This window comes from Spirabiliibacterium pneumoniae, assembly GCF_014884995.1.
GTDB lineage: Bacteria > Pseudomonadota > Gammaproteobacteria > Enterobacterales > Pasteurellaceae > Spirabiliibacterium > Spirabiliibacterium pneumoniae.
In genome coordinates, this window is the sequence record NZ_JABMII010000003.1 from 13,251 (window position 1) to 38,123 (window position 24,873).

A 24,873-nucleotide genomic window follows, 5' to 3' on the forward strand; every position below is an offset into this window, starting at 1 on the left:
CATGAAATTTTGGTATAAACGGACGTTTTTAAGCTATCTCTTGTTGCCGCTCTCAGCGCTCTTTGGTTTGGTGGCCAGCCTGCGGCGGTGGTGCTATCAACACGTGTTGACGCCCTACAAAGCGCCCGTGCCAGTGGTGATTGTGGGCAATATTAGTGTGGGTGGCAATGGGAAAACACCCGTGGTGATTTGGCTTGCGCAGCAGCTATTGGCGAAAGGCCACCGTGTGGGGATTATTTCACGCGGCTATGGCGGTGAAAAAACGGATAAAGTGCGGTTGGTGAATGGTGATAGTGATCCCCGTTTAGTCGGTGATGAACCAGTATTGATCGCTAAACGTGCAGGCGTTCCTGTCGCAGTGTGTCCTTATCGCAAGCGCGCTATTGAGGCATTGCTGGCACAACATCATATTGACGTGATTATTGCCGATGATGGTATGCAACACTACAAATTAGCGCGTGATATTGAACTTGCGGTTATCGATGGCGTGCGGCGTTTAGGTAATGGCTTTTTGTTGCCTGCAGGACCTCTGCGTGAGTGCCCTGCGCGTTTGAAAACAGTGGATGGCATTATTTGCAATGGCGCTCAGGCACAGCAAGGTGAAGTCCAAATGCGCCTGAAAGCCCAAAGTGCGGTGAATCTTGTCAGCCATGAAGTACGGCCTTTGCACGATTTTCAAGCCAAAACGGTGGTGGCAATGGCGGGCATCGGCTATCCTGAGCGGTTTTTTTCGACCTTACAACGCGCGGGAATTACCCCTGTTGCAACCCACAGTTTGGCGGATCATCAATGTGCCGAATTGTCAGCGCTGAAAGTGATGGCAAGTGTTGAGCAAGCGCTGTTGATGACAGAAAAAGACGCGGTGAAATACCATAGCCAAGCACAGGAAAACTGGTGGTATGTGCCTGTGGAGGCGGAGATGAGTGATGAGATTGCGCCTGTATTAGCGAAAATAGAGAGGTTATTGACATGAATAAACACGTACTGGGTATGCTAGCGTGCCCTCGCTGCCAAGCAAAATTACGCTATGATGCCGCAGGTGAGCGTTTCATCTGCGATCATGAAAAACTGGCTTATCCGATTGACCAAGATATTATCATTTTGCTACCTGAAAGTGCGGTCGAACTGAAAGACGAGGTGCAACGTGGCTAATTTTACAGTGATTATTCCAGCCCGATTTGCCTCTTCACGCCTGCCAGGTAAGCCATTGGCCGATATTGTAGGCAAGCCGATGATTCAACATGTGTGGGAACAAGCCAAAAAAGCTGGCGCCCAGCGCGTGGTGGTCGCCACCGATGATGAACGAGTTAAAAGTGCGGTCGAGCAATTTGGTGGTGAAGTGTGTATGACTTCAGCAAGCCATAATTCGGGTACTGAACGTTTGGCAGAAGTGATTGATGTGTTGGGCTTGAGCGATGATGACATTGTCGTCAATGTGCAAGGCGATGAACCTTTAATTCCGCCTGCGATTATCCAGCAAGTGGCGAATTTACTTGCAGGTAGCAAGGCGAAAATGGCAACACTCGCTGTGCCAATTGATGAGGCTTCAGAGCTTGCCAATCCAAACGTGGTTAAGGCATTATGTGACAAAGACGGCTATGTGCTCTATTTTTCTCGCGCGCCGATTCCTTGGCACCGCGATGAATTTGCTGCGCAGGCTGTGAGCAATGCGCAAAGTGCGGTTCGTGCGTTCCCTTATTTACGCCATATTGGGCTTTATGCCTATCGTGCAGGCTTTATTCGCCAATATATCGCGTGGGCACCAAGCCCGATTGAACAAATTGAGTCGTTAGAACAGCTGCGCGTGCTGTGGTATGGTGAAAAGATCCATATCGCCATTGCACAAGAAACGCCCGCGGTTGGGGTGGATACTGAGGAGGACTTGGAAAAAGTTCGCCAAATTTTAGCATAAACAAAGGATAGCGTATGTTTGAAAAAGTAGTCGGATCGGTTTTGTCAGGGCTGTTAGGGCAGGGCAAAAGTGGGCAGAGTGTGCAAGCCATGCAGTTAATTAATGCGCTGCTCAACTCACAAGGCGGCCTACAAGGCTTATTAGCCAAGTTACAACAAGGCGGATTAGGTGATTTGGTGCAGTCGTGGCTAGGGCAGGGTGAAAATAAACCCGTTTCCCCACAAGAAATTGATCATGCTTTAGGTTCGAAAGAGCTAGAGCAGGCCGCACAACAAGCGGGCCTTGAGAATAAACATCAAGCATCAGATTTATTATCCCAATTTTTACCACAAATCGTGGATAAGTTCAGTCCAAATGGGCACTTAAATGATGCAAACAACAGCGATTTGCTCAGCAAAGGCATTCAATCTGTGCTGGGCGGTTTGTTTAAAAAGTAATACGTATTTTTGATGTTTGATGCCAAAACATTCCTTGCCAATGTCACCACAGACCCAGGCGTTTACCGTATGTATAACGCCGAAGGCGATGTGATTTACGTTGGCAAGGCAAAGGATCTCAAAAAACGTTTAAGTAGTTACTTTCGTAAACAGCTCGGCAGCAAAAAAACGGAAGCCTTGGTAGCGCTGATTGCACACATTGACGTGACGGTCACCCATTCTGAAACAGAAGCGTTGCTGCTTGAGCATAATTATATTCAAAAATACCAGCCGAAATACAACGTATTACTGCGTGATGACAAATCCTATCCCTATATTTTGCTCACCAAAGAACAACACCCAAGAGTCACTTTTCATCGCGGCAGTCAGAAAATCAAAGGCGAGTATTTTGGGCCGTATCCTAATCGTTATGCTGTTAGTGAGGCGTTGGGGCTTATCCAAAAAATGTTCCCAATTCGCCAGTGTGAAAATTCGGTTTATCGCAACCGCTCGCGCCCTTGTTTGCAGTATCAAATCGGGCGTTGCCTTGCGCCTTGTGTGAAAGGCTATGTCAGTGATGAAGACTATCAGCAGCAGGTTAACTATGTGCGTTTATTTTTGCAAGGGCGTGATAGCCAAATCATTGAACAGCTGGTTAGCCAAATGGAAAATGCAAGCCAGCAGCTCGATTTTGAAAAAGCCGCACGTTATCGTGACCAAATTCAATCTGTGCGAGCAGTGACGGAAAAACAATTTGTGGCGAATGCGCGCGGTGAGGATATGGATCTCATTGCCATTGCCCATCGTCACGGGCTGGCGTGCGTGTATATTATTTTTATCCGCCAAGGTAAAGTGCTTGGCAGCCGAGGCTATTTTCCGAAGCTGCCAAATCATACCGCACTTGATGAAATTGCCCATGGATTTTTAGGGCAATTCTATCTGCAAGGAGCGCAGGGCAGAAGCATTCCTAAACGGCTCGTTGTCAACCGTAAACTTAAAGATAAGGCCCTACTTGAGGCGGCATTGAGCGAGCATGCTGGCGCGCAAGTGCATATTCAAGACAACGCCAAAGGAAAGCAATCCCAGTTCCTGCATTTAGCAGAAATTAATGCCGATAATGCACTGGCAGAGCAGCTCAAACAAAGTGGACGAATACAGGAGCGTTATCAGGCACTTTGTGAACTGCTTAGCTTACAAGCGATTAAACGCATGGAGTGTTTTGATATTAGCCATACGATGGGCCAGCAAACCGTCGCCTCGTGCGTGGTATTCAACCACGAAGGCCCTTTTAAAGCCGATTATCGGCGTTTTAATATTGACGGCATCACACCTGGCGATGACTATGCTGCCATGGAGAAAGCCCTACTAAAACGGTATGACAAGCCATTAGAGGTGGATAAAATACCCGATATTATTTTCATCGATGGTGGCAAAGGGCAGCTCAACCGCGCACAGGCGGTGTTTGACAGCCTTGATGTGCCGTGGGATAAAAATAAGCCGCTGCTGATTGGCGTGGCGAAAGGTGTGGATCGCAAAGCAGGGCTAGAAACGTTAATTATCAGTCAGCAGGATAAAGAATTTCACCTGCCAGCAGACAGCATTGCATTGCATTTAATTCAACACATTCGAGACGAATCCCACCGCCACGCTATTGGGGCGCATCGCAAAAAACGACAAAAAGCCTTTACCCAAAGCGGATTAGAGGCGATCGAAGGTATTGGGGCAAAACGTCGTCAAGCGTTATTAAAATACCTCGGCGGAATGCAAGGCGTTAAAGCAGCGAATGTTGATGACATTGCTCGCGTGCCAGGCATTTCCAGAGCAATGGCGGAAACAATTTTTGATTATCTCAAGCATTCGTGAGTTTTCAAGTTCACTAATTTGGAGTACAATAAATCAAATTGTGCGCTGAATTAACTGCTATGAAATTAAACTTCCCAACATTCCTCACCCTATTTCGCGTGGTATTGATTCCGCTGTTTATTACTTGTTTTTATCTGCCTTTTAAATGGGCGCCGTTTTTGACCGCACTTGTGTTTTTGATCGCCGCCATCACAGACTGGTTTGACGGCTTTTTAGCGCGCAAATGGAATCAAACCACCCGTTTTGGTGCGTTTTTAGATCCCGTCGCTGACAAAGTGATGGTTGCTGCGGCATTGGTGCTAGTGGTGGAGTATTATCATTCTATTTGGATCACGTTACCTGCAATTGTTATGATTTCTCGTGAAATCATTATCTCGGCTTTGCGTGAATGGATGGCAGAAATTGGCGACAGAAGTAAGGTGGCTGTCTCCATTTGGGGAAAAGTAAAAACTACAGCACAGATGATTTCCCTTATCGGCTTGCTTTGGCGCGCGGCGCCATGGATGGAAACACTGGCGACTGTCGCACTTTATATTGCCGCCATTCTTACCGTGTGGTCGATGCTACAGTATCTCAAAGCTGCACGCGGCAGCTTACTTGATGATCTTACGCCTTAAAGTAGCTGTTTTTTGAGCAATTAAACACGATAAGTTAAAATCGCAGTTGACTGCGCGCAGAAAATCAGTAAAATGCACAGCACTTGAGAGCAATGCGGGAATAGCTCAGTTGGTAGAGCACAACCTTGCCATGGTTGGGGTCGCGAGTTCGAGTCTCGTTTCCCGCTCCACCCTCAAGCCCGAGTGGTGGAATCGGTAGACACAAGGGATTTAAAATCCCTCGGCTTTCGAGCTGTGCCAGTTCAAGTCTGGCCTCGGGCACCATTTAAAATAGTAAATCAAATCAAAAAGATAGTCGCTAACTTAGCGGCTTTTTTTATGCCTAATCATCACCGCACTTTTGCAAAAATTGCCCACTGGTGGCTGTTCGGTGGCTGTTATTTAAAAGTGACATTTGCAAAACGTCACAACAGCCACCAGCAGCAACAGCCACCGCGTAACAATTCATTTTTTCTTTTTATTTCAAAAGATTAACGCTAAATGTGACGATATTTTTTATTTTCCTTATTTTTCAATGCGTTGCGATTTTATGTGCTCAACTTGCCCACGTGAAATCAATATTTTATTTTTAAATCAATGTGTTATTTATTTTTATTGGCTTTGTGCGATCTTTTTTAGGTGAAATAAGCTGAAATTAACTGAAATTCTTACAAAACGATCACTTTAACGTGATCCTTATTCCGCAAGGCTTGAGCGCATTTTTTAGCTGTTGCTTAACTGAAAAAACGTCAAATTTTTGATACAAATTCCGCGGGTGGGAAGGTGGATTTTACGTTCCGTTTCACGTCACGTGAGCGGTGCGGGCGGTTGCGGTGCTAGGGGCAATAAAAAAGCCGCTGGGCGCGGCTTGGTTTTACTCAATGATGGGGCTTAACTTGCCTTTTGCGCTCTTGGCGCTGGCGTTGTAGCCCTTGAATGTAGCTTTTTGATCAGGCGCTGGGCCACCGTTGTGGGTATGGGTGGCGGTGGTGGCTGCAAGGTCGGCTAGGATTTGGATCACGTCCTCCAGTATTCTGAAAATATTCTGCCCCTCACTACCCACGTAGCTTTGCGGTGCAACCATTTTATTTTTCACGTCAGACACACGCTGCGCCACGCCTTGGATGCGCTCTTGCATTTCACCGCCCACGCCGTTCACATAATTGCTGGCGGTGGTGGTGTGAATGTTGCCCACCACTGCGGTGTGATGATTGCCGCCAACGTTGACGTGCTTATCGGCGTCAATGTCGCTGTGGCTTGTGCCAATGGTCTTGCGCTCGCTGTCGGTTTCAATCACGCGCTGATAGGATCGATCGGTGATGGTTTGATCGGTTTCGCGGGTTTTGTTGCCCGCGGCGTCGGTGCGCTCGAACACTTCGGGGCGTTGTTGTTTGAGCTGCTCACCAATGGCCACAGCGGGCACAGTTTTGTTTTGCGCCAGCATGGTGCGCACGAAAGGTTGATCGGGTCGCCCGTAAGCGTAGCCGATCTCCACTATCGTGCCCACTTCTGGGAATGCGAAGTCACCGCCTTGTGAACCGGTGCTCGTCACGGGTAATGGCACAGCGGAATAAGGCGGCGTGCGGGTGTCGTCGTTGCCGTGCTCGTCCAGCAGCTGAAGCTCTACGGCATATTTCGGGCGGAATGGGTCGGCAATGTCACCGCCTGCGCTTGGGTCAGCCACGCCTAACACGCGGGCATAACGCGGCAAGTGATAGCCTCCCGCTAGCTCTGGGTGATGTTTGTCTAACATTCGCTGCTCGGGTGTTTTGCTTTTGGGCTTGCCGTCTTGATTGCGCTCAACCCAATGCACGGTTAGCTCGTCGTCGAACAGCTCGGTTTTTTCCACCTTGTTGCCGTTAAGAATTGCACCAGGGCGGATGGCGTAATCCGCGGGCAAGGTGAGTTGATTATTGCCACGGCGTAGCGCCTCTTGCTCGTCAATATCAAACGGGGCTTTTTGCCACTGGCTATCTTGATGGCTGCCCACAAACAGCGAACCGTCGGCGCTTTGCTGCCACATATAATCAGGGATTGAAAATAACCGCCCTAGATTGTTAAGCAGTTGAAAGCCCGATCCGCTGTGGGTGAAATTGGGGATCGGCGTGCTGGCATAGGTGCTCGCCGCCACTTTGATGGCAATGCCAGTTTGTTGGCTGGCATAGGCGAGCACATCGTTTAATGTGGCGTGACGGATTGAGCACGGCAAGGCCTGCTCGAATTTGGCCACCGTTTCACGAATAAATAATTTTTGAAAGCCTGGCTGTTCTTCCTGCACCTCTTCCACCGTGCCGTGAAAGTAGCGGTAAAAGTTATCATGTGTGCCCAGGCTTAGCTCCACGGTGTTGTTCAAGTGCGGTTGTTCACTGGCCACTACCACAAAGCCACGGCCAGCGGCGTTGAGTTCAAGCACAATGTGGCAATGGCTTAATTCAACTTCTTGCCCGTCAATTAGGCATTCTTGCAATAGTTTCATATTATCCACCAATCCAATCATCTAACTTTTTCGACCAGCTGTTGTCGGTTTTACCCTCACTGTTTGATTGCGCCTGCGCGGGCGTGTTGCCTGCGGTTGGTTTGGCGGCGGGAGCGGTTTCACTGTGGGTTTTCTTTTTCGGTTTGGCTTTGCGCTTTTCGCGTTTTTCGCTCACGCTGTTGACTTCGCGCAATTTGAAATCCACACGCCACGCTTGGCGCTGGTCTTGCTCGTAGGCGGTGAGCTTATCGGAAAATTGCACCTCACGCATATTGGCCGCCTCGGCGGAGCGTGAGCTGACGCGGTATTTGGTTTGTGCGCCTTTTTTGTCGCTGGCCTCACACAATGAAAACAGTTTTTCTAGCCACTCTTTGCGGCGATAAGGGATTAAGCCGCTGACGGTCAGCTCTTTGGCTTTAACGCCTTTTTCACTTTTCTTGGTGCTGGATTTTTGCCCGCTCATATCTTTCTCTTCACGGGTAATGCTCACCGTGATGATCGGGTTGAGCAAATAGATCGGCTCGCCGTTCAAGGCAAGCCACACAGCTGGGTTGCGTTCCATTAGGCGATCATCTCCTTAAGTGCGGTTAAATCACTGCCCACAAAAAACAGCAGCACGGTGTAAACGTGGCTGGCGTCGGGGGCGTTGGTCAATAGTGAAAGTGCGGTTTGCTCCAGCGTTTGCTTGCCAATGTGGGCATAAATTGGCGCACTGGCGGCAAGCATTGACCGCACTTTGGCTTGGTTTTGTTGTTCGCGCTCGGCTTTTTTGGCTTTTAACGCGGCAATGGCGGCCAGTGGGTCGGCACTGGTGGCACTGGCTGTGGCGTTGGCATTGCGCATCACCGACTGCAGCGTGCGTGCGCTGCTTGGCGTGATGTCGGTGCTCGGGCTAAACGCGGGGCTGGTAATGGTCGGCGTTTTGGTCATTTTATCCGCCTGCAACGAGCGGTGGGCTTTGGCATAGTCCAACGCTTGGCGAATGGTTGGCTCGGCCCACAATGCCTGCGCTTGGGTGAGTGTTTGGATAAAGTCATCAATTGTGCTCGCGGTGAGCAAGATCCCCACCGTTTCCACGACACCGCGCGGACGGTTGCTGTCGCGGTAGTCGCTGCACTTCGTCACCACGGCTTTGATGGCATTTTCGGGGGATAAATAGCGCCCACTGGCAGTTGTGATCCCGTGCGTCCAATTATGCACCGTAATTTTAGCGCCCTTGGCGGTTAAGTTTACTTGCACCGGCGCGCCACGCAATGCGCCTTCAAGTGCGGTTTGCACGCTAGGCGATAGCCGCAGCGTTTTCTTTTCCCACATTGTCGCCTCCGTGTAGGTTAAAAATGATGTTGTCTTCGTAGCGGGTGTTGTGATTAAGCCTTACATTGACAGACACAATCTCCACATCGTGCAAGGCTTGCCAGTTGGTCGCCTTGTTGGCCACACAAAAGTGGATATAGCGTTTAATTTCGGATTTGCTGGAGCTGAAAATCACAAACGGCGGTTTGATGTTGTGCATCAATTCCAAAAAGCGCACAAGGTCAAAATAGCTCGGCTTGTTGTAGGCCTTTTGGTCGGTGCAAAGATAGGGCGGATCTAAGATCAGCAGTGTTTTTTCTTTGCCCGCGTGCTCACGCAAAAGGGCTAGAAAATCCACGCGCACACATTCCACGCCTTGCAAGTAGTCAATCGCACTTTCATAGGGCTTTTGCGGTAGGTTTTGCCAAAATTGCTTTTTGTACAATGCCGCTAGGCTTTCCACTTGTTGGCCAGAAAATAACAACCACGATTGCAGCACACCGACGTCAACATAGCCATTAAAGTGCTTAATGGTGTTGATGATGCGTGCTTTGGTGGCGTTATCAAGGCGCGTTTCGCGCGGAATTTTGCCCACAATGGCGGCCAGTTGATGATAAAGGCGGTTAATGTCGGCAATGTTGGTCACGCGTTCACGGTAGTGGTCAAAGTCGTTATAAATCACGCGGGCGCGGGGTTTAGTGTGCTTGGCGGCATGGCTCAACAGGCCCGAACCGCCGAACACGTCAACAATCGTCCAGCACTCACCATCGCCTGCAATGGTGCGATTTAATAACTCAACAAATGGCTTTAAAAAGTTACGCTTTTGCCCCACGAATGGCAACGGAGATTTATTATAAAATTTCATTAAAAGACTCTTAATTATTATTGTTATTCATACAAAAACAGGGTAAAATACCCCTGTTTTCATTTCATTAACACCCTTTAATGAATGGTTGATTGGCAAAGCCCACCGCCCCCGCGGTGGGCTTTTTATTTATTGAATGCTTGGGATGATTGCGGCCAAATCATTAGGACTAAAGCGCCATGGTTCATTTAATCCCAGTGCTTGCGCACAAAATTCACTACAAAAATATTTTTCAGGATTTTGGCGGCATTTCAGCACTACACCCAGCGCGCCCCACCAGTCATACTTTTTGCCTTGTTGACGGTAATAAAATTGAACAATCTGTAAAACTCGCTCTTCATTCATAGCCAGTGGAATCAGGTCCCATTTTTCCATATCTAACGGCATCACTTTTTGCCGAACACCACCGTCTCGGATCGAGCTTGAACGGCAACAGTATTGCCCATCATCTCGCAAAACTGCGATTTCACAGTGGGAATATTGCCCCTTGGTCAGCTTGCGTGTCAGCCAGTCGGATAAACGCATCATCAAGGCTTTTGGGCTTTTGCCTGTTTTGTGCCCTTTGTAAAGGGCGAGAAAAACGTTATTCGCCATAGTTTTTACTCCAGCCAGTTGAATAGTCATAATCACTTGGATTGTCTACGGCAAGCATCGCCAAACGGTGTTTTTCTGCATTGGCAAAATCTGCTTGCTCTTCGGCAATCAAGGTCAAAATCAATTCATTGAGCAGCGGCTTCGTCATCTCGACAAAGCTGTTGTCCATGGTTTTCCATTGCAACGCTGGCGGCAGCTCGGCGAGTTGCTGCATAGTCAGATATTGAATGCGGCTTGGCTCATCACTGTGAAACCATTTTTTAATGGATTTGACGTACACACCGCTATGGGTATGGTCATATCGCTCTTGTTTGATTTCTTCCCAAACCGTACTTTGCACGACTGCTTTTTGTTGCGCTTGTTTTTCGGGATTCAGTACCCAGCCATCACCTTGCCATTCATAGCAATCACTCGGACGTGCAATCGTGGTGGTGTTTTCGGGATAATCACCCACAGCAGTAATCTGAATAGCCTCACCCGTTTCGGTGTAATAAACGGTTTCGCCCCGGTGGTCGGCAATGTATTCCCACGCTGTATCATCTTCTGTGCGGCGAATGGCAAAGTGCGGTTTGGGCTCTGGAGGTGCATCGAGGTATGCACCCGCTGATAGCCCTGTGCCCACACTGACAAACTCCTGTTCACTGTGGCTATAAAGCCCCAGTTCATCCACACGGTAAGCCGTAACATGACCACTTTCTAGTGCAAAACCTTGTTCATCAAATTGAATCATTCTCAACTCCTTACCCTGCTAGGCAAATATACTGAAATGCAACGTTACGTGGGCGAGTTTCATTTGCAGTCGGAACAGCTCTGGATGCGTCGAATGTAACAACATCCCCCTGATGTTTAGTATTCCTTGAAATATTGGGATACCATGTATCATTATCGCTATTTCTTTTTGAGTAAAACGCCCCAGAAGTTGTTGCAGATACCGATAGATTGTTATCAGCCCAACTCGGGCGAAGATTTAATTTCCCAATAATATTTTTGATAGCAAATCCTTGCGAGCTAAGAATAGAACGACCACTATCAACACCTCTGCCATTATCCCAACCACGGATGAATTCACCGCGCAAATCAGGCAGTCGAGAGCCGTAGAGTGCGTATAATTTTGGGTAGGTACTTCTTGATATGCTTTGCCCTCTCAAAGCGACAAAGCCATCTGGCACACTAGTCTTAGAATATGCAAGAGGAAAGCCAATTAGCATGTCAAGTACAATAGCTTCTGACAGTTTTTTACCGTTATCAGTGACAAAATCCTTAGCTCTTAAAATTGCCCTTAGATCTCTTTTGCTTTTATAAGGTCGGTCAAATTGAAAATAAAAAGTATCAGTGTCATCATCCGCCCAAAAACCGTCAACGTTATCATTTTCTGCTGGGTTATCAGAGCCTGCAGACAATAATCCGCTCATTAACATACCACTACCAAAAAACAAATCGTTGGTAGCCTCTACATAATGTTCACGAATTGCGAGTGATTTTGTTTTGCCGTTACCGGCATAAAATATATGAGCATTATTCGCATAATAGGGCAAGGTATCGTCTTTTGCTTTGAGGTTTTTAACACTTAAGTCTCCGCCAACTACACCGCCTTTTTGAGATAGTTTCTCTTTTACTTCGTTTAATGCTGAAACACCCTTATCATAAGCCGTCTTTGCCGCCAATGCACTTGCAGCAAACGCCGATGACGCCATGTTGATGCTATCGGTTAAGCCGACAATCCCAGCCTGCGTGGTGCTGGCTTTAGGGAGTTTATGAGAGTGGCCTAAATGATCGGTCGCACTTTCAGATTGTGCAGTTAAGTCTTTTGGAGTGATCCCTAAAAATCTTGAGAGCGTCCGCCGATCGTAAACATTTCCACGATCATCAATATATGCAATTTCTTGCACATAATGATTAAAACCATCTTGGCTTTGATAATCGTTTTTATGTTCAGTCAAAAATTGCAATTCTGTGGCATAAGCACCCGTTACGGTGGCATGATGCACCACATCAAGGTACACGGAGCAAGGGTAGTTTGCAGTGATGTTTTTTTGTTGTGTTAAGTCAGCGCGAACACCTTCAACATAGGCATGACCTAACTCAATAGTAAATTGATTGCCTGCTTTTCGTTTGACTAAAAAACCATCATCAAAAAAGACGGCACGGCCGTAAAAATCACGGTTGGTTAAACGGATTTTTTCATCAATTCCACTTAGCCGTAAGGTGAAATCAATTTGCCATGTATTGGCACTTACATTGATTTGTGTTAATTCCTGTGCTTTGTCAAACTCTAACAAAATTGAGCGTGTTAAGCTGTTGCCTTGTCGATTCAATTTATTTTTAATTTTTCGTGTTGTATCCGTTTGAATAGCACACGCCAATAAATTTTTAGATTTGTTAATCAGCCCGATAAAGTTATAATCCCAGTCCCCCACCTCTGTGCCAATCGTGACTGAATACACAACCGATTTTTCGTTGACTACACCTGTTTGTGATACCGCTTGGCGGTGCACAATATACTCGCTTTGTGGAATGGTTAAATGTGCCGCCAAATTATGCTCATTCAACCCCGGAATATACGCAAAAATAAACTCATCAAACACCACCGAACCTTGCAGTGCAGTTTGTTCAGCGATATAGTGTTCAAATTCTTGTGTTAATAAATTAGCCATATCAATCCTTTTATTCTTGTTCTAATTTAAGATGAAATGCTTGATAGTCATGATTAAACTCACCATAACGGAGAATAACCTTGTTGTTAATAATGACTTCATACGTGTATCGCCTGCACGTACGACCATATTGCCGAATAATTAACATTAATAACTCTTGATTTCTGGCGATTTGACTATCGTTTAATCGGATTTTAATCACATCCCAATTTTCACGATCAAACCGCTCTTCAAGCTCCATATAACCAATACCTAATCGCTCAAATATGCGTTTAAATCCTGCTGTGCTGCCCGCATCTAGCGCGTTAATAAAGGCATATTTGACCCGCAAGCGGTAAAGGCGCTCGGGCTCGTTTTTAAATCGCTGGATGTCGCGTTGGTAGGCGATTAAATTCAAAATGGCCAACGGGCAATTTTCTTCATTTAAAAAGCCGAGTGGGTGCTTGATGGTGTTCAACGCAAATTGCCACCAGCGCTCAAACAATTGGGCGATTTTGTGCAATTCGCCGCGTTTCATCCAAAATGGCAAGGTGATTTTAATCATACTTCCTCACTCACGTTTAATGACTGAATGCGCGGGATATTCAGCTCGCTGATGATGTCCGCTTGTTGCCAGGCTAGGGATTTGATTTGCGGCACTTGCTCGTGGATTTCCTCGCCCAATTTTGACCACGAAAAGCGGGTAAATGGCGCGGTTTTGGTGACGTTGTATTCGTTGTTTTCACGAAAAGCACAACGGATCATTTGCTCGGCCACGCCTAAATAATTTTGCTTATCTTGCTCGCTTAGGTTATCCCGCGGGTCAAAATAGACTTTAACTGCGATTTGGTGCTGCGTTTCGTCCATTTTCATGGCTTGAATGTCGTCACCGTGGCCGTGAAAGCCTTGCTCCATCAAATAGCGGTTCACACGGTCAATAAAGGGCTGCGCAGGCACGCCTGTGTCGAGTAGTAAATAGATATTGGCTGTGCCAGGGCCACGGGGTGCATCGTGTTTGAAATAGATGCGGTTGACGGATAAGCCCGAAATTTTCGCCACCAGTCCACGGTACACGCTATCAATATGGTGTTTGCCCACGCTGGAAAACTGCGTGCGGTAACGCTCGCGCAATTCGTCGTCGGTTTCTTTGTCTGCACCGGGCACAATCAGCCAGTTTGCCTCATTGACTACGCGGGCAATGCCGCCAATCGCCGTTGGCAAAATTTTGTAATACCCGTTGGCTAAGTTGTAGTCCGCACCGGCTTGTTCTGCCTCGACCAAGATTTTGCCGCTGGCTTTGCCCTCTGGGATCACGTTGTCGGTGGTCACAATCAAGCGATAAATGCGTTCATTGATGCGCTCGGTTTGAATGACCGTGCCCGCCTCGATTTTAACCGTCATTTGCGGGTCATCTTTGAAAAACGTGACGTAGCCTTGCGCTTTGGCGGCGGGCTTAAAATCAAGCCCCACGCTCCACGCCTGAATTTGTAGCCACTTGCCTTTGGCGGTTTTCACAAACAAATTGGGCAACACGTCCACAATCAGCTGATCGGTCAACCATTTCACAGGCTTAACGGCAATCGCCGTGACTAAGCGCCAAAACGGGCTCATGCGGCTGGTGTTGGTGATCAGCCCTTGCTCGTCGGTCAAGCGCTCAAAATGCTGGCGGATTTCGGTTTCTTCTGTCGGTAGGCCAGCCTCTTGCAAGATTTGTTTAAATTCATTCATCATTTACGCTCACATACACGCTAATTTTGCCAAAGTCGTAGGTTTCCGCCGTCAGCAACAATCTTTCGGGGCTTTCTTCGGTTAAAAAGATTGTGCCAGGGATCAGCCGTTCGTCTTCTTCCACTAAAAAAATGATTTGCAAATACACATCACGGCGTAACACGCTAGATCGTTGGGCGATTAATTGTGTTGCCAGCCCGCTTTCTAAAATGGCGTGCTTGATGTCTTGCGCAATGGATACACGGTTGTTGCAAATCTGCGGCACGCCGCCACTATCCAGCGTCACATCTTCGTCGGTGATCAAAATGTCAAAGTATTTATCTTCCATCTTGCCCCCTAGAATGCCAACGCAGCGCGGGCGTTAGATAGCTTTTGCGCCTCATTTAAAATTTCTTGCATATTTTGTGGGTTGTTCACTTCAATTTTGTGAATGTTCACCGAATTGTTCACATTGTTTGCAATGTTTTTCGTGTTGATGCCCGTTGTCGATGAATTGACTAATTGCGGTTTTGCATTGTCATTCAATTGCAAGTTAGGGGTTGCTATGGTATTTGTGGTCAATGCTTTTGTGGTGTTGAGCAGACTTTCGCTTGCACCAGTTCGATTATAAAAACCGCTGTCTTTATCAATTTCAAATTCATCAAATTTAAAGCCAACAAGGCCTGATAATTTATTAATCTGTCTGATAATAAAATTGATACTTTCAAGCGCCATATTTTTAACGCCAACCCATAAATCGGCAAAGATGTTACCAATGCCACTGACTAAATCGCCAAAGATTTCACCTGCGGATTTTTTGCTCCAATTATTGACCACGTCATCCCACAGTTTGATCAGATGTTTTGTAACGTTAGAAAATACAGCCTCAACCGTTTCAAACAAATTGGCGAAGGTATTTAATACATCAACAAAAATATCAAAGACAAAACCAAACGATCTGCCAATTAATTCCCCAATGCTTGATAAGTCATAGCTGCTATTAATCGTAAAGGTTAAGGCATCATTTAGTCGGCTAAAAATCGCCCAAATATTGGATAATGAACTCCACATACGGCCAAAAGCATTAATAACGGGATCAAAACTGATTCCCGCCTTTTTTAGGCCCGACATAAGCCCTGAAAAGAATGCTTTGATCTCATTACGCACGGAATAGATCACCACGCCAATGCCAGCGATAGCAAGAACAATCAGCCCAATCGGTGATGCCACAAACGCTAAGGCCACACCCCATGCCTTGAATAAACCTACTATTAACGTCACGGTTGCTGTGATCGCCGTAAAGCCAATCAATAGCCCCACGATATAGCCGATCCAGCGTGCAATGTTTTTGTATGTGGTGAGCCACTTCACAAAATCACTCCCCAAATCAGCAATTTTTTGAACAAGTGGATTGATGGCTTTTAGCACCTCGCCACCAATGGCGATTTTGATATTGGTCAAAATGGCGGATAATTGCTGCCACGGGTCAAGCACTGATCGCGCCATTTTATCAAGATCAACGGTGTTACTAACTTGCGCGATGCTGTGAATGTCGCCTTTGAGTTTGTGCAATTGTGGCAACAATAATTTAATCGTTGCCACAGCCTCGTCCGTACCGAAAGCTTTTTTCAACTCCGCCGACTCGGCCTCATCAATGGTGGCGCCATATTTATGCTTGATTTTGCCCAAAATAGTGACCATATCGAGCATTTGATTGTTGTTGTCGGTAAAGCTCAAGCCCAGTTTTTTCTGTGCTTTAAAGATGTTGGTCAAGAATGATTTATATTTGGTGGCGGATTCCGATCCGCTCATTGTGGCTTGCAAGTTACCCAATACGGCGTACTGTTCCGCAATATCAATCCCCGCGGCTTTAGCGGTTGCACCCAGTGTTTTGAATGCGTCACTCATTTTGTTACCGTCGGTTTTGAACATTTTCACCGCTGCGGCGGTTTGCCCTGTGATTTTATCAACCCAGTTAGCCTTGCCCATTTGGTCAGCTTCGTCAGCAAAAATGCCGTACATTGTGCCCATGTAGTTGGTAATGGTATCGGCTGTTGATTTTGTGCCTTTCGCTAACAAGTTGCTTGCGCGCGTAAATGACGCTAATTCATCATCACTTAGCCCCGCAATGGCGGACTGAATATCATAAGATGACTTCACAAAGTCCGCCGCCACGCCACCATAGGCGGAGCTAAATTCAAGTGCGGTATCTTTGAGTTTGTTTAACGCATTTTCGCTAACATCTAATGACTTCACTTCACCGAGTGCGCGTTGCATATCAATGGCGGGCGCCAGCGCACGCGATAGCGCCATACCGGTTGTAACAAGGCCAGCTGCGCCAATGCCTATTTGCATCATCGCTTGCTTGCCTCGGGTACCTAATTTGTCTACTTCTTTAACAATCTCTTTGACGCCTGGCGACATCAAATCTGTTAAAGAAATTGTGTAATGTAAACCATGTTCAGCGAATGACATTATTTAACCTTTAAATGCGTCACAAATTCCCTTTGTTACGGCGCAAGCTAGCGTTTCGTGATAATGCTTATCAAGCCAAAGTGCGCGCGCTAAATTGATTTCACTGTTATCTTGATCGGGTAAATACTGCATTCGTAGAGCAATGGCCTGTGAATAGCCATTGCGATCAATTGCATTTACCCGTTCAGTTAGTTTTTTACCGTGATCTCAAGTTTCGGGATAAATTCGCCGTTCACTTTGGCGGTAATGCCTGCTGCAATGCCTGGCAAGTGAATAATCTTTAATAGATCGTCTTTTTGATCACGTTCAACAATTTGCAACAAGTAATCTTTCATCGGGGTTAACTTATTACTTTCGGTTATTTCGTTTAAAAATGCATCGTAAGCGGCATCGTCACGATGAAATACAAAATCATAGCCATTAATCGAAATGGTAACGCTAGATTTATATTTTGCTTGCAGTTGATCTAATAATTCGGTTGCTTTACTCATTGTTTTGCTCCGTTGTTGTAATGCGCAATGCAATTTTGCAAAGTGCGGTTGATGATTTCGCACTGTTCAAGGCCGTTTAACGCGTTGTCCAGTGCTATAACTAAATCTTTATTGGTGGTGATGTGCGGCGTTTGCGCCTTGCACTCGCTCACTTGTGGGCACAGCAGCGGGGTGTTGAGCACCACCGGTTGCGCCTCGTTGGTTGAACACGCGTGCAATGCCAGCAGGCACACGGCGATCAGCCCAGCTTTGATTATTCTCATTCTCTAGCTCCTGTTTCAGTGCTTTGGTGTGTGCTGCAGCGTGGGCTTGTTGCTCACGCAATGCGCTGATTAATTCCGTTTGCTGTTGTTGAAATTGCGCCACCACGTCGCGGTTTTTCAGCACCTCGGCATACAAGGCCAAATTTTGCTTTTTCTGCGCACTCAAGGCGGTTTCCAGCACGTCTAATTTGGCTTTTTGGTTGTTGTTTTGAAAACTGGCAAAAAGGTTGAGCAAAATCAGCACCGCGATCGCCACCCCTTGAATGCCAATTATTCGCCCGTTAAACATAAATCACGCTCCTGTTCGCGTCGGTTAATTAGCCCTTGTAATGGCTTTCCACCTGCGTAAATCCAGCGGCGAAACGCGTTACAAAGTGCGGTTTTCTTGCCTTCGCGGGCAAGGCGATAAATAGTGGAATTTTTCAGCCGGCCACAGCCCACGTTAAAGGTGAGCGATGTCAGCGCCTCAAATTGCCCCTGGGTGAGTTTTTCACCGTTGGCGTAGTGGTTGACACAGCGCTCGGCGTGCTGAATATCCGCCACCCAGCGCGCGGCGATTTCGGCGTCGGTGTAGTGTTTTTTCACAATCGCATTGCCACTGGCCGCAGTTGATCCAATACCCACGGTGAGCACGTCGGCGGGGCATTTGTAAGGCTCACGGCGGCAGCCCTCGGCATTGCCAATAATTTCAAGCCCGCGGGTGCTGGTGCGGATTTCATCATTGTGTTGGCTGACCACCAGCCCAATAATCACCGCCACACTACACACTGCCGCTTTACGGATTATCTTTCGCACGTGGGTATTTCCTTTTTAATTCTTCCAGTTTTAATTGATATTCTTTGCGCTTGTAATGAAAGTTGATCGCCAGTGTCGCAAAGCCGAATAAGATCCCAAACACGGCTGCCCATTCACTCACGCCCCACACACTCAAAATTGACACAATCGCGCCTAAATAAGGCACATTATCGAATTTATTCATCGTACAACCTTAAAATGCGTGGGCTGGATTGCTCTTTTGTTTATTATTATTGTTATGTTAATGCCCAATCCGCCCACGCAAACCTGTTAGCCTAGATCGCGCGTGTCTTGGCGTGAGAGATAAGGCACGCCATTGATCCGCACAAAGTCTGGGCTTGTGACAAAATATTTCACTTTCACGGTGGATTTTGCGCCGCCTTTCGGGTCAATGCTCAAAAGGTCGGTCAACATCAATTTGCACTCGAACGCTTCCACTTTAAAACGCTCTTTTTCACGTTGTGCAAAAAAGACCAAATCCACCAACGGCAAATCGCGATAAGACCCCGCACCCGCAGCGGCTGTGTTGAGCTTGTTGGCATTGCGCACATCTAACTCAATTTCACCTTCGCCCGTGACGTCGCCATCTACAAAGCCGTCGGGCACGCCGTTGGTTTGCGCCACCGCGGAGTTGTCAGTGATGGAAAGCGAAACGCTTTCCGCGTGTACTGGCACGCCATAGACCATAAAATCAAAGTTCATGCCTGAAATACGAGCGCCCATTATTCGCCTCCTAAGGTTTCAAGATCTAAGAAAATATTCACCACAATTTCTTTCGGGCAGTCGTATGGCCGCACTTTCATGTAAATGGTGACTTTCGTTTTGCTGTGCCAGGTGATGACAATGTCATCTTCTTGCGGTGGCATACATTCACCTGGGAAAAACCGTCCCGCAATGGTTGTGCCTTTGCTCATGTCGCGCAGTGGCTTAGCAAAATAGGTTTTGTGTTGCTCGGTGCTCGCCAGTGTGGAATTGAACGAACGGTCGGCAATTTTGCCAATCGCCAGCAACCGCACTTTGCGTGCCGCTTTGTCAGCCACGCGCACGTTTTCGATCACTTGATAGTCGCCGCCTTCCACGTCTAGCGTGCGCCCGTCAGACCAGTAAAAGCCGTCGTAATCTGGGTACCACATAAAGACGCTAAAGCGGGCTTTTTCCAGCTCTTTGAGCTGCGCCAGTGTCAGCTCGACGCCGTCTTTGTCTTTCGGCAAGGTTGCGCCCACGTTGAGCAAAGCGCCTGTTTTCACTCGCGCTGGGCTGTCGGCAATGCTCACCGCACGGCTGGCTAAACGCCCCGCCAGTGCGCCCACGTCAGTGCCCAAAAGGTTAGGCACAAGCATCACGTGATCGGCGGCAACAGTTTTTTGCAGCGTGGTAAGTTTTTCAACATACTGCTGCCACGTTTCGCCCGAGCGGCTGTCGCTATTAATGCCCGCCACCGCTTGAATGAAAAAGGTGCGGCGACCTAGTTTGGCCATCAATTCAGAAAACAACACCTGCAACTTAGTAATGTCGGTTTTTTGCAAATTGGTGGTGCGGGTGTTGACGATATATTCAAAACTCCCCACGCTTTGCGCCGCGTTGACGATTTTTTCAATGTCGAAGCCACTTTCGTCGGCAATGTACACGTGCGCGAACCAGTTTTGCCCCGCGTTCACCATCGCGGTGTAAACTTGCTTTTTCAGCTCGGTGGGTGATTTGCCAAAAATTGTGTCAAAGTCACTGTCGGGCGTAAGGGCAAAAAACTTGCCTTTGTTCGTTTCGCCTACGCCAACAAACAGCGCGTGGCGCTCAATCTCTTTGCTTTCACCGCTTAATAGATTAAGGGTGTTGATCTGCACGTTTGGAAATGTCATAAAGACCCCTTGTTGTTTTTGTTATCGGTCATTATTTGTTAAAAAATAAGTAAAGTGCGGTGATCAGATTTGGCAACCGCCACACCAGCACCACCAGCAGAATAAAAATCATCACTTTAAAAAATCCGTATTCCATCACAAGCTCCTTTGATTAATTTTCTATTTCTTAGCCACTGGTTTTAAAACTTTCCCTAATTCCTGCGACAGAATGTCGGCATTGCGCTGGGTGTTTTCGTCTAAAAATGGCCGCTCGGGAAGTTTGATTTTGCCGCCCTGGCTTTTGGCCGCTTGTGCCTCTTTTTTTAACTTTTCGTTCATCAAGCGAATAATTAAGCCCGCTTGTCCCACCGTTAGCCGATTTTGTATATCGCGGATCGTGGCACGTTTCTTTTTGCCGCCTTTAAGTTGGATTTGATAACCCAACGTCCGCAATTTGTCCGCTTGTTTGGCGGTGGCGGGGTTGTGGATTATTTTGTTGAGCCTTACGCGATCCGCTGTTGTCAATTTGCTATTGCTTGCCAGTTCAACTTCAAGGCCATATTGGTGCTCGGCTGCAATACGGGCGGAGCTGGGTATGGTGTAACCCATTTTCACTTTATTCGCGCCTTGCCCTTTGGTTTTCAAATACTGCGCGCGGTGCTTGAGCATTTTGCCCGAGCCTTTTTTGCGCTTTTCCCAGCTTTTGCCATCGGGGCTTTTTTGTTGGCTCACTGCTTTTTTGGCTTTGTCTTTCATTCGCCATGCGGTTCGCTGCAAGACTTGTCTTTTTTTCTCACGGCTTAGCGTCAGCAGTTTAAAATCAGTTTTCAGCCGCTTAATGCTGCTTTGTGTTAAGCCATTTAGTGCGCTCATTGTTTCACCACGACGTCGATTTCTTCGGCGTAATTAATGCTGATTTTTTCAATGCGGTATTTTTCGCCGTTGATGTCAATATTGCCGCTTTCATCTTTGCGCGCGGTGATCGGCTCTTGAAATTCCACATTGAATGTGATGTCGGCGGTGTCGTCGTCATATAAATCAACATCAAACGTGGTTTCACTAAAATCTAACTGGCAGCGCATTTCGTCGTTTTGATTAAGCCACTGCTGAATTAACGCCATCAGCCACACGGCAGAAATGTGACGATAAGGAAATTCGCTAAATAACAGCGTGGCCGTGTATTTAATGTGCGCCACTTCAACCTGATCGGCGGTGACTTGTGCGCCTTGATTAATCAAGGTGCCGCTAGCAATCCACGAATATAAGTTGTTGCGATATTGCGCGGGCAGCTTTTGCTGCAAAAATTGGGTTAATTTTTCATAGATCATTAAATCAACCATACCGCACCCCGCTTCTTGCCCTTTAACGTACGGATAGCAAATGCCGCCTCCGACAATAGGCTTTTTTGTTCGGTTACAAGATCCCTATTTTCGTGCAGGTCGCGCGCGGATAGGGTCAAAAATTCGGGCAGCAAGTCCGCTTTGGCGCGGGCAAATACCGCCTTTTGATAAAGCGCTTGGATATGATTTAAGCCGCCAATCGTGGCGCTAGGCACGTCTTCGGCGCGGGTGTAGCCTTGGGCTTGATAACCTAGTACCACCGCACTTAAGTCATACTCAAGGGCTTGCATGGCTTGCAATAGCACACTTTTAATCATCTCAACCGGGATTTGCATTGGGATTGCGCGCGTTTTTTGAAAGTCGCGAACGCTGATATTGCCCCAAAAGCCAGTAGAGCTGATCACGCTATCGTCGTAGTCAGTTGCAATGCCGTTAAACATCATCACCCCCGTTGGAAATGCGGGATCGGATTTTGGCAAGGCAGTCCGCCATGGTAAGGCTTTGCAATGCCACCATCTGATCCGCATTTGGGTGGAGCTTGTTTAGGCGCATTTGAATGCGCGAAATTAAATCATTAACGCCTGCTTTGTGGTTTAGCTTTTGCGCTTGCAAGACCATAAATAGCGCCACTTGCAGCGCTTGAGCGTCGTCAACACTCGCTGGGTGAACTTTGCCTTGTGCGTTGCGCAGCAGCAGCTGTGCGGCGGCTTTGTACCATTTGGCGGTGACCACTTCGTGCAATCGCCATTGAGTGGTGACTTTTTCCAATGTGTCGGTAAAGTACGGCTCAACACTATGTCCCACACAAGCCAGGCGGTCAGCCCAATTGAAGACTTGATCTGCGACAAACGTTGGCAAATTACTTTTAAAGCCCTCGGGCATGGCTTGCCCTTGGGCGATGGCAACATCCGCCAATTGCAATGCACGGTCCAGCTCGCCAGCGTCAAAACTAAAAATAATGCAGTAAACCAATAAATCATTTTGATAAACCTGATTACCATTTAAATAGTCATCGACCAGCCCTTGCCATTTAGGCAAGAACTGATCGCGCTTATACTTGGCACGCTCGGCAAGGCTTGGGAACTCGCGAATTTTGTTCAAATCGTTTTGCAAGGCAATTTGCACCGCACTTTGTGCACTGGGCACATTGTCGGCCAGCGTGGCAGCGGTGACGCGTGATTGCGCTTCCAACTGCTCAAGGGCTTGCATTTCGGCTTGAAATTGACGAATTCCCATAGCTTGCTCCTACGGCTCACCGTTGAGTTTGACGTTTTTCGGCTCAATGCCCACAAATAGGCCAGTGTCTTCAACCACATAACCCTCGTTGCGGTAGTAGCTATTGATAACGCCTTTTTTGTCTTCGTCATTGCGGATTGAGCGGCGCACGCTGTCTTCTTGGGTGTAGATAGACAAGTTGCTCAAGGTGGTAACTACTGCGCCACGGGCTGGGAAGTTTGGCGGCACGATGGCCTCCATCCCACCGAATGAGCCCATTAAGTTGCGCATACCTAACGCGGCTTTTTCGGTTGGTTGCAAGCCGTGAGCTTTGCTGACTAATTCCGACTCCATCGCCACCAAATCAGCACCGACTAAGAACACCAAATCGTTGCGATCGCGGTGACGTAAGTCAATACCTTGTTTTAGATCATAGGCCAATTGATCTAAATTGTCATAATCGGCAGCATCACCAAAAATTTTGATTTTGTTGTTTTCTTTGCCCTTGGTCAGAATGTTGGTGGCTTTTTGCTCTCGCATTAACTGCAACCAGCCTTTATTGACGTCACTTAGATCGCTTTGTGATGTGGTCGCCTCGGCAGATTTACCGTGCCAGCCGATCTGCAGCATATCCAGCGCAATTTGTTGTTGAACATATTCAGCATAACGTGCGGCTAGGCGGTCGCCAAAGCGGGCAAAGTTGTCAAACATCGCCCACGGGATAATGACGCCCGAGTCGGTGTCTTTGAGCTCGTATTTATTTTGGGTGTGATCCAATTTGGCCAAATAGCGGGCATCAGGTTTGCGCCCTGTGATGCCTTTTTCTGTTGCACCGAAGAGTTTATAACCGCTCATGTCGGTGACCATCTCCATGTTGATTTTTTTCAAAAAATCGGAGCGTTGTTGGATATTCTCGCCCAATTCCGCTGCTTGCGGGGTGTTAAGTGAGAATGAATGACCACGCAACACGGCCTCAAGATCTGCGCCGTAATATTTCGCCACGCCAGTTAAAAAGTGATTGAATGCTTGAACTTTACGCATAATTACACCGCCATATTTACGCCGTAGTTATTATCATCAAGCGGTTTGCTGCTTGGCTCTTCGGTGGCTTGCGTGTTCACCGCGGCGGCGAAGTCTTTTTTCAACTGCGCCAATTGTGCGTTCGTGTCTTGCAACGCTTTCTCAAGGGCGGCGAATTTTTCCGCTTGCTCATCTTTGGCAGGCTCGGCAGGTTTTGCCTCGGCGGCTTTTGCCTCAAGCGCTTGCATTTGCGCAGCAAACGCCGCGGACACGGCAGTGGTCACCACTGCGGTGATTTCGTCTTTCGTCATGGTTAATTCCTCGTTGTTATTATTATTGTTGTGAGAAAAGTGTTCTGGCGCGTCGGTGCTGGCTTGAGTGTCGTCACCAAACAAGCGCGCGCTGAAATTTAAAAAGCGTTTAAATAGGGATTGTTGTTCAGCTTGTGAAAGCTCGGTTGCAGCGTCCAGCCCCAAATTGAACTCTTGCACGTCGGAGATGACCGCACTTTCATTGACGCGGCTGGAGAATTGCAAGCGGGTTGTGCCCAGGCTAGCGGGGCTGTCGGTAATGCCTAAGCCCACAAGGTACGCTTTGCCCGTGTCAGCAAATTGGGGGATGATTTCCACACTGGTGTATTGTTTTTGGCCACGCTGATTAAGCTCTAACAGCTCTGGCGTTGGTGAAATTTTGGCATACAAGCGCACCTTACCGCCGTCTTTTTTGGCTTGCAGCGCTTGCACTGTGCCAAAGGAGCCTAATCCGCGGTAGTGCTCAAAATAGATATTGGCGCCGTAGAGCGCAGGGTCGTATTGTTCAGCAGCTTGTTCGAGCCACTCTGGGCGGATTTCGCGCCCGTCAATGGCGCGACCACTTAATGCCACGGAGATGTAATCGGTTGTTAATTCGGTTTTGCTCATTATGTGTGCACCTGATTAAAATAATTTTTAGTTTTACCCCTTTTTATGATGAAAATCATTCACACAAATTCGGCTATTTTCGGTTATTGGGCAAAAATAGCGAATAACCGAAAATAACCGAAATGCGACAAGCGATTTTTGTTGTGTGGCGTGGAAAAATGCGC

Annotated in this window: 31 protein-coding genes and 2 tRNA genes; 8 read left to right on the forward strand and 25 right to left on the reverse strand. The window is 47.5% G+C overall.

All coding sequences use genetic code 11. From position 1 onward, the window contains the following. Position 1 precedes the first annotated feature (1 nt). From lpxK to HPC38_RS01525, 8 genes are all read left to right on the forward strand, one after another. Positions 2-973 carry a tetraacyldisaccharide 4'-kinase gene (lpxK, locus tag HPC38_RS01490; RefSeq protein WP_208119515.1) on the forward strand — a complete coding sequence of 324 codons (972 nt, stop codon included), beginning with the start codon at positions 2-4 and terminating at the stop codon, positions 971-973. After that, entirely contained in the window at positions 970-1,152 is a 183-nt protein-coding gene (locus HPC38_RS01495; RefSeq protein ID WP_208119516.1) for a Trm112 family protein, read from the forward strand. Before lpxK ends, HPC38_RS01495 begins: the two co-directional genes overlap by 4 nt. Continuing rightward, positions 1,145-1,912 carry a 3-deoxy-manno-octulosonate cytidylyltransferase gene (gene kdsB / locus HPC38_RS01500; protein WP_208119517.1) on the forward strand — a complete coding sequence of 256 codons (768 nt, stop codon included), beginning with the start codon at positions 1,145-1,147 and terminating at the stop codon, positions 1,910-1,912. Before HPC38_RS01495 ends, kdsB begins: the two co-directional genes overlap by 8 nt. Positions 1,913-1,926: 14 nt before the next feature. Then, on the forward strand, positions 1,927-2,349 hold the full coding sequence (locus HPC38_RS01505) for a YidB family protein (protein WP_208119518.1): 423 nt from the start codon (positions 1,927-1,929) through the stop codon (positions 2,347-2,349). Between the two features lie 12 nt (positions 2,350-2,361). Beyond that, positions 2,362-4,191, forward strand: a complete 1,830-nt coding sequence (gene uvrC, locus HPC38_RS01510; protein WP_208119519.1) for an excinuclease ABC subunit UvrC — start codon at positions 2,362-2,364, stop codon at positions 4,189-4,191. A gap of 59 nt (positions 4,192-4,250) precedes the next feature. Continuing rightward, positions 4,251-4,808 carry a CDP-diacylglycerol--glycerol-3-phosphate 3-phosphatidyltransferase gene (gene pgsA, locus HPC38_RS01515; RefSeq protein ID WP_208119520.1) on the forward strand — a complete coding sequence of 186 codons (558 nt, stop codon included), beginning with the start codon at positions 4,251-4,253 and terminating at the stop codon, positions 4,806-4,808. Between the two features lie 94 nt (positions 4,809-4,902). Further along, positions 4,903-4,978, forward strand: a tRNA-Gly gene (locus HPC38_RS01520). A 7-nt stretch (positions 4,979-4,985) separates the two neighbouring features. Next, a tRNA-Leu gene (locus tag HPC38_RS01525) sits at positions 4,986-5,072 on the forward strand. A gap of 58 nt (positions 5,073-5,130) precedes the next feature. Here HPC38_RS01525 and HPC38_RS10510 read toward each other — a convergent pair. From HPC38_RS10510 to HPC38_RS01640, 25 genes are all read right to left on the reverse strand, one after another. Next, entirely contained in the window at positions 5,131-5,256 is a 126-nt protein-coding gene (locus tag HPC38_RS10510) for a hypothetical protein (protein WP_268932812.1), read from the reverse strand. Between the two features lie 405 nt (positions 5,257-5,661). Then, the gene (locus HPC38_RS01530; protein WP_208119521.1) at positions 5,662-7,263 is read right to left on the reverse strand and encodes a hypothetical protein; all 1,602 of its coding nucleotides are present in this window, start codon (positions 7,261-7,263) and stop codon (positions 5,662-5,664) included. Between the two features lies 1 nt (position 7,264). Continuing rightward, positions 7,265-7,825, reverse strand: coding sequence for a baseplate complex protein (locus HPC38_RS01535; RefSeq protein WP_208119522.1), 561 nt, complete (start codon positions 7,823-7,825; stop codon positions 7,265-7,267). Next, complete coding sequence (locus tag HPC38_RS01540; protein WP_208119523.1) at positions 7,825-8,577, reverse strand: hypothetical protein; 753 nt, start codon at positions 8,575-8,577, stop codon at positions 7,825-7,827. Before HPC38_RS01540 ends, HPC38_RS01535 begins: the two co-directional genes overlap by 1 nt. Beyond that, the gene (locus HPC38_RS01545; protein WP_208119524.1) at positions 8,543-9,421 is read right to left on the reverse strand and encodes a DNA adenine methylase; all 879 of its coding nucleotides are present in this window, start codon (positions 9,419-9,421) and stop codon (positions 8,543-8,545) included. The genes HPC38_RS01540 and HPC38_RS01545 overlap by 35 nt, the downstream gene beginning before the upstream one ends. Positions 9,422-9,550: 129 nt before the next feature. Next, positions 9,551-10,015, reverse strand: a complete 465-nt coding sequence (locus HPC38_RS01550; RefSeq protein ID WP_208119525.1) for a hypothetical protein — start codon at positions 10,013-10,015, stop codon at positions 9,551-9,553. Continuing rightward, positions 10,005-10,745 carry a DUF4376 domain-containing protein gene (locus HPC38_RS01555; RefSeq protein WP_208119526.1) on the reverse strand — a complete coding sequence of 247 codons (741 nt, stop codon included), beginning with the start codon at positions 10,743-10,745 and terminating at the stop codon, positions 10,005-10,007. Before HPC38_RS01555 ends, HPC38_RS01550 begins: the two co-directional genes overlap by 11 nt. 10 nt (positions 10,746-10,755) lie before the next feature. Beyond that, entirely contained in the window at positions 10,756-12,669 is a 1,914-nt protein-coding gene (locus HPC38_RS01560) for a phage tail-collar fiber domain-containing protein (RefSeq protein ID WP_208119527.1), read from the reverse strand. 10 nt (positions 12,670-12,679) lie between these two features. Then, on the reverse strand, positions 12,680-13,210 hold the full coding sequence (locus tag HPC38_RS01565; RefSeq protein WP_208119653.1) for a phage tail protein: 531 nt from the start codon (positions 13,208-13,210) through the stop codon (positions 12,680-12,682). Then, positions 13,210-14,376: a baseplate J/gp47 family protein gene (locus HPC38_RS01570; RefSeq protein ID WP_208119654.1), complete on the reverse strand. Its 1,167-nt coding sequence runs from the start codon at positions 14,374-14,376 to the stop codon at positions 13,210-13,212. The genes HPC38_RS01565 and HPC38_RS01570 overlap by 1 nt, the downstream gene beginning before the upstream one ends. Next, positions 14,369-14,704 carry a DUF2590 family protein gene (locus HPC38_RS01575; protein ID WP_208119528.1) on the reverse strand — a complete coding sequence of 112 codons (336 nt, stop codon included), beginning with the start codon at positions 14,702-14,704 and terminating at the stop codon, positions 14,369-14,371. Before HPC38_RS01575 ends, HPC38_RS01570 begins: the two co-directional genes overlap by 8 nt. A gap of 8 nt (positions 14,705-14,712) precedes the next feature. Further along, complete coding sequence (locus tag HPC38_RS01580; protein ID WP_208119529.1) at positions 14,713-16,830, reverse strand: phage tail tape measure protein; 2,118 nt, start codon at positions 16,828-16,830, stop codon at positions 14,713-14,715. Positions 16,831-16,833: 3 nt separating this feature from the next. Continuing rightward, positions 16,834-16,962 (reverse strand): DUF6890 family protein, encoded by a 129-nt coding sequence (locus HPC38_RS10595; protein ID WP_408021833.1) that lies wholly within the window; start codon positions 16,960-16,962, stop codon positions 16,834-16,836. Positions 16,963-17,018: 56 nt separating this feature from the next. Further along, complete coding sequence (locus HPC38_RS01585) at positions 17,019-17,321, reverse strand: putative phage tail assembly chaperone (protein ID WP_208119530.1); 303 nt, start codon at positions 17,319-17,321, stop codon at positions 17,019-17,021. Then, entirely contained in the window at positions 17,318-17,584 is a 267-nt protein-coding gene (gene lysC / locus HPC38_RS10600; protein WP_408021834.1) for an Rz1-like lysis system protein LysC, read from the reverse strand. The genes HPC38_RS01585 and lysC overlap by 4 nt, the downstream gene beginning before the upstream one ends. 270 nt (positions 17,585-17,854) lie before the next feature. Continuing rightward, positions 17,855-18,370 carry a lysozyme gene (locus HPC38_RS01595; protein WP_208119655.1) on the reverse strand — a complete coding sequence of 172 codons (516 nt, stop codon included), beginning with the start codon at positions 18,368-18,370 and terminating at the stop codon, positions 17,855-17,857. After that, positions 18,360-18,563: an HP1 family phage holin gene (locus HPC38_RS01600; protein WP_208119532.1), complete on the reverse strand. Its 204-nt coding sequence runs from the start codon at positions 18,561-18,563 to the stop codon at positions 18,360-18,362. Before HPC38_RS01600 ends, HPC38_RS01595 begins: the two co-directional genes overlap by 11 nt. Positions 18,564-18,649: 86 nt before the next feature. Further along, a complete protein-coding gene (locus HPC38_RS01605; RefSeq protein WP_208119533.1) occupies positions 18,650-19,102 on the reverse strand; it encodes a phage protein in 453 nt (150 codons plus the stop codon). Beyond that, positions 19,102-20,235, reverse strand: coding sequence for a DUF2586 domain-containing protein (locus HPC38_RS01610; protein WP_208119534.1), 1,134 nt, complete (start codon positions 20,233-20,235; stop codon positions 19,102-19,104). The genes HPC38_RS01605 and HPC38_RS01610 overlap by 1 nt, the downstream gene beginning before the upstream one ends. Positions 20,236-20,394: 159 nt before the next feature. After that, positions 20,395-21,087, reverse strand: coding sequence for a phage virion morphogenesis protein (locus HPC38_RS01615; RefSeq protein WP_208119535.1), 693 nt, complete (start codon positions 21,085-21,087; stop codon positions 20,395-20,397). Continuing rightward, on the reverse strand, positions 21,084-21,554 hold the full coding sequence (locus HPC38_RS01620) for a phage tail protein (protein WP_208119536.1): 471 nt from the start codon (positions 21,552-21,554) through the stop codon (positions 21,084-21,086). The genes HPC38_RS01615 and HPC38_RS01620 overlap by 4 nt, the downstream gene beginning before the upstream one ends. Then, positions 21,542-21,994 (reverse strand): head completion/stabilization protein, encoded by a 453-nt coding sequence (locus HPC38_RS01625; RefSeq protein WP_208119537.1) that lies wholly within the window; start codon positions 21,992-21,994, stop codon positions 21,542-21,544. Before HPC38_RS01625 ends, HPC38_RS01620 begins: the two co-directional genes overlap by 13 nt. Continuing rightward, positions 21,987-22,790: a phage terminase small subunit gene (gene gpM, locus HPC38_RS01630; RefSeq protein WP_208119538.1), complete on the reverse strand. Its 804-nt coding sequence runs from the start codon at positions 22,788-22,790 to the stop codon at positions 21,987-21,989. Before gpM ends, HPC38_RS01625 begins: the two co-directional genes overlap by 8 nt. A gap of 9 nt (positions 22,791-22,799) precedes the next feature. Further along, positions 22,800-23,810, reverse strand: a complete 1,011-nt coding sequence (locus HPC38_RS01635; protein ID WP_208119539.1) for a phage major capsid protein, P2 family — start codon at positions 23,808-23,810, stop codon at positions 22,800-22,802. Between the two features lie 2 nt (positions 23,811-23,812). Beyond that, a complete protein-coding gene (locus tag HPC38_RS01640; RefSeq protein ID WP_208119540.1) occupies positions 23,813-24,709 on the reverse strand; it encodes a GPO family capsid scaffolding protein in 897 nt (298 codons plus the stop codon). Between the last annotated feature and the right edge of the window lie 164 nt (positions 24,710-24,873).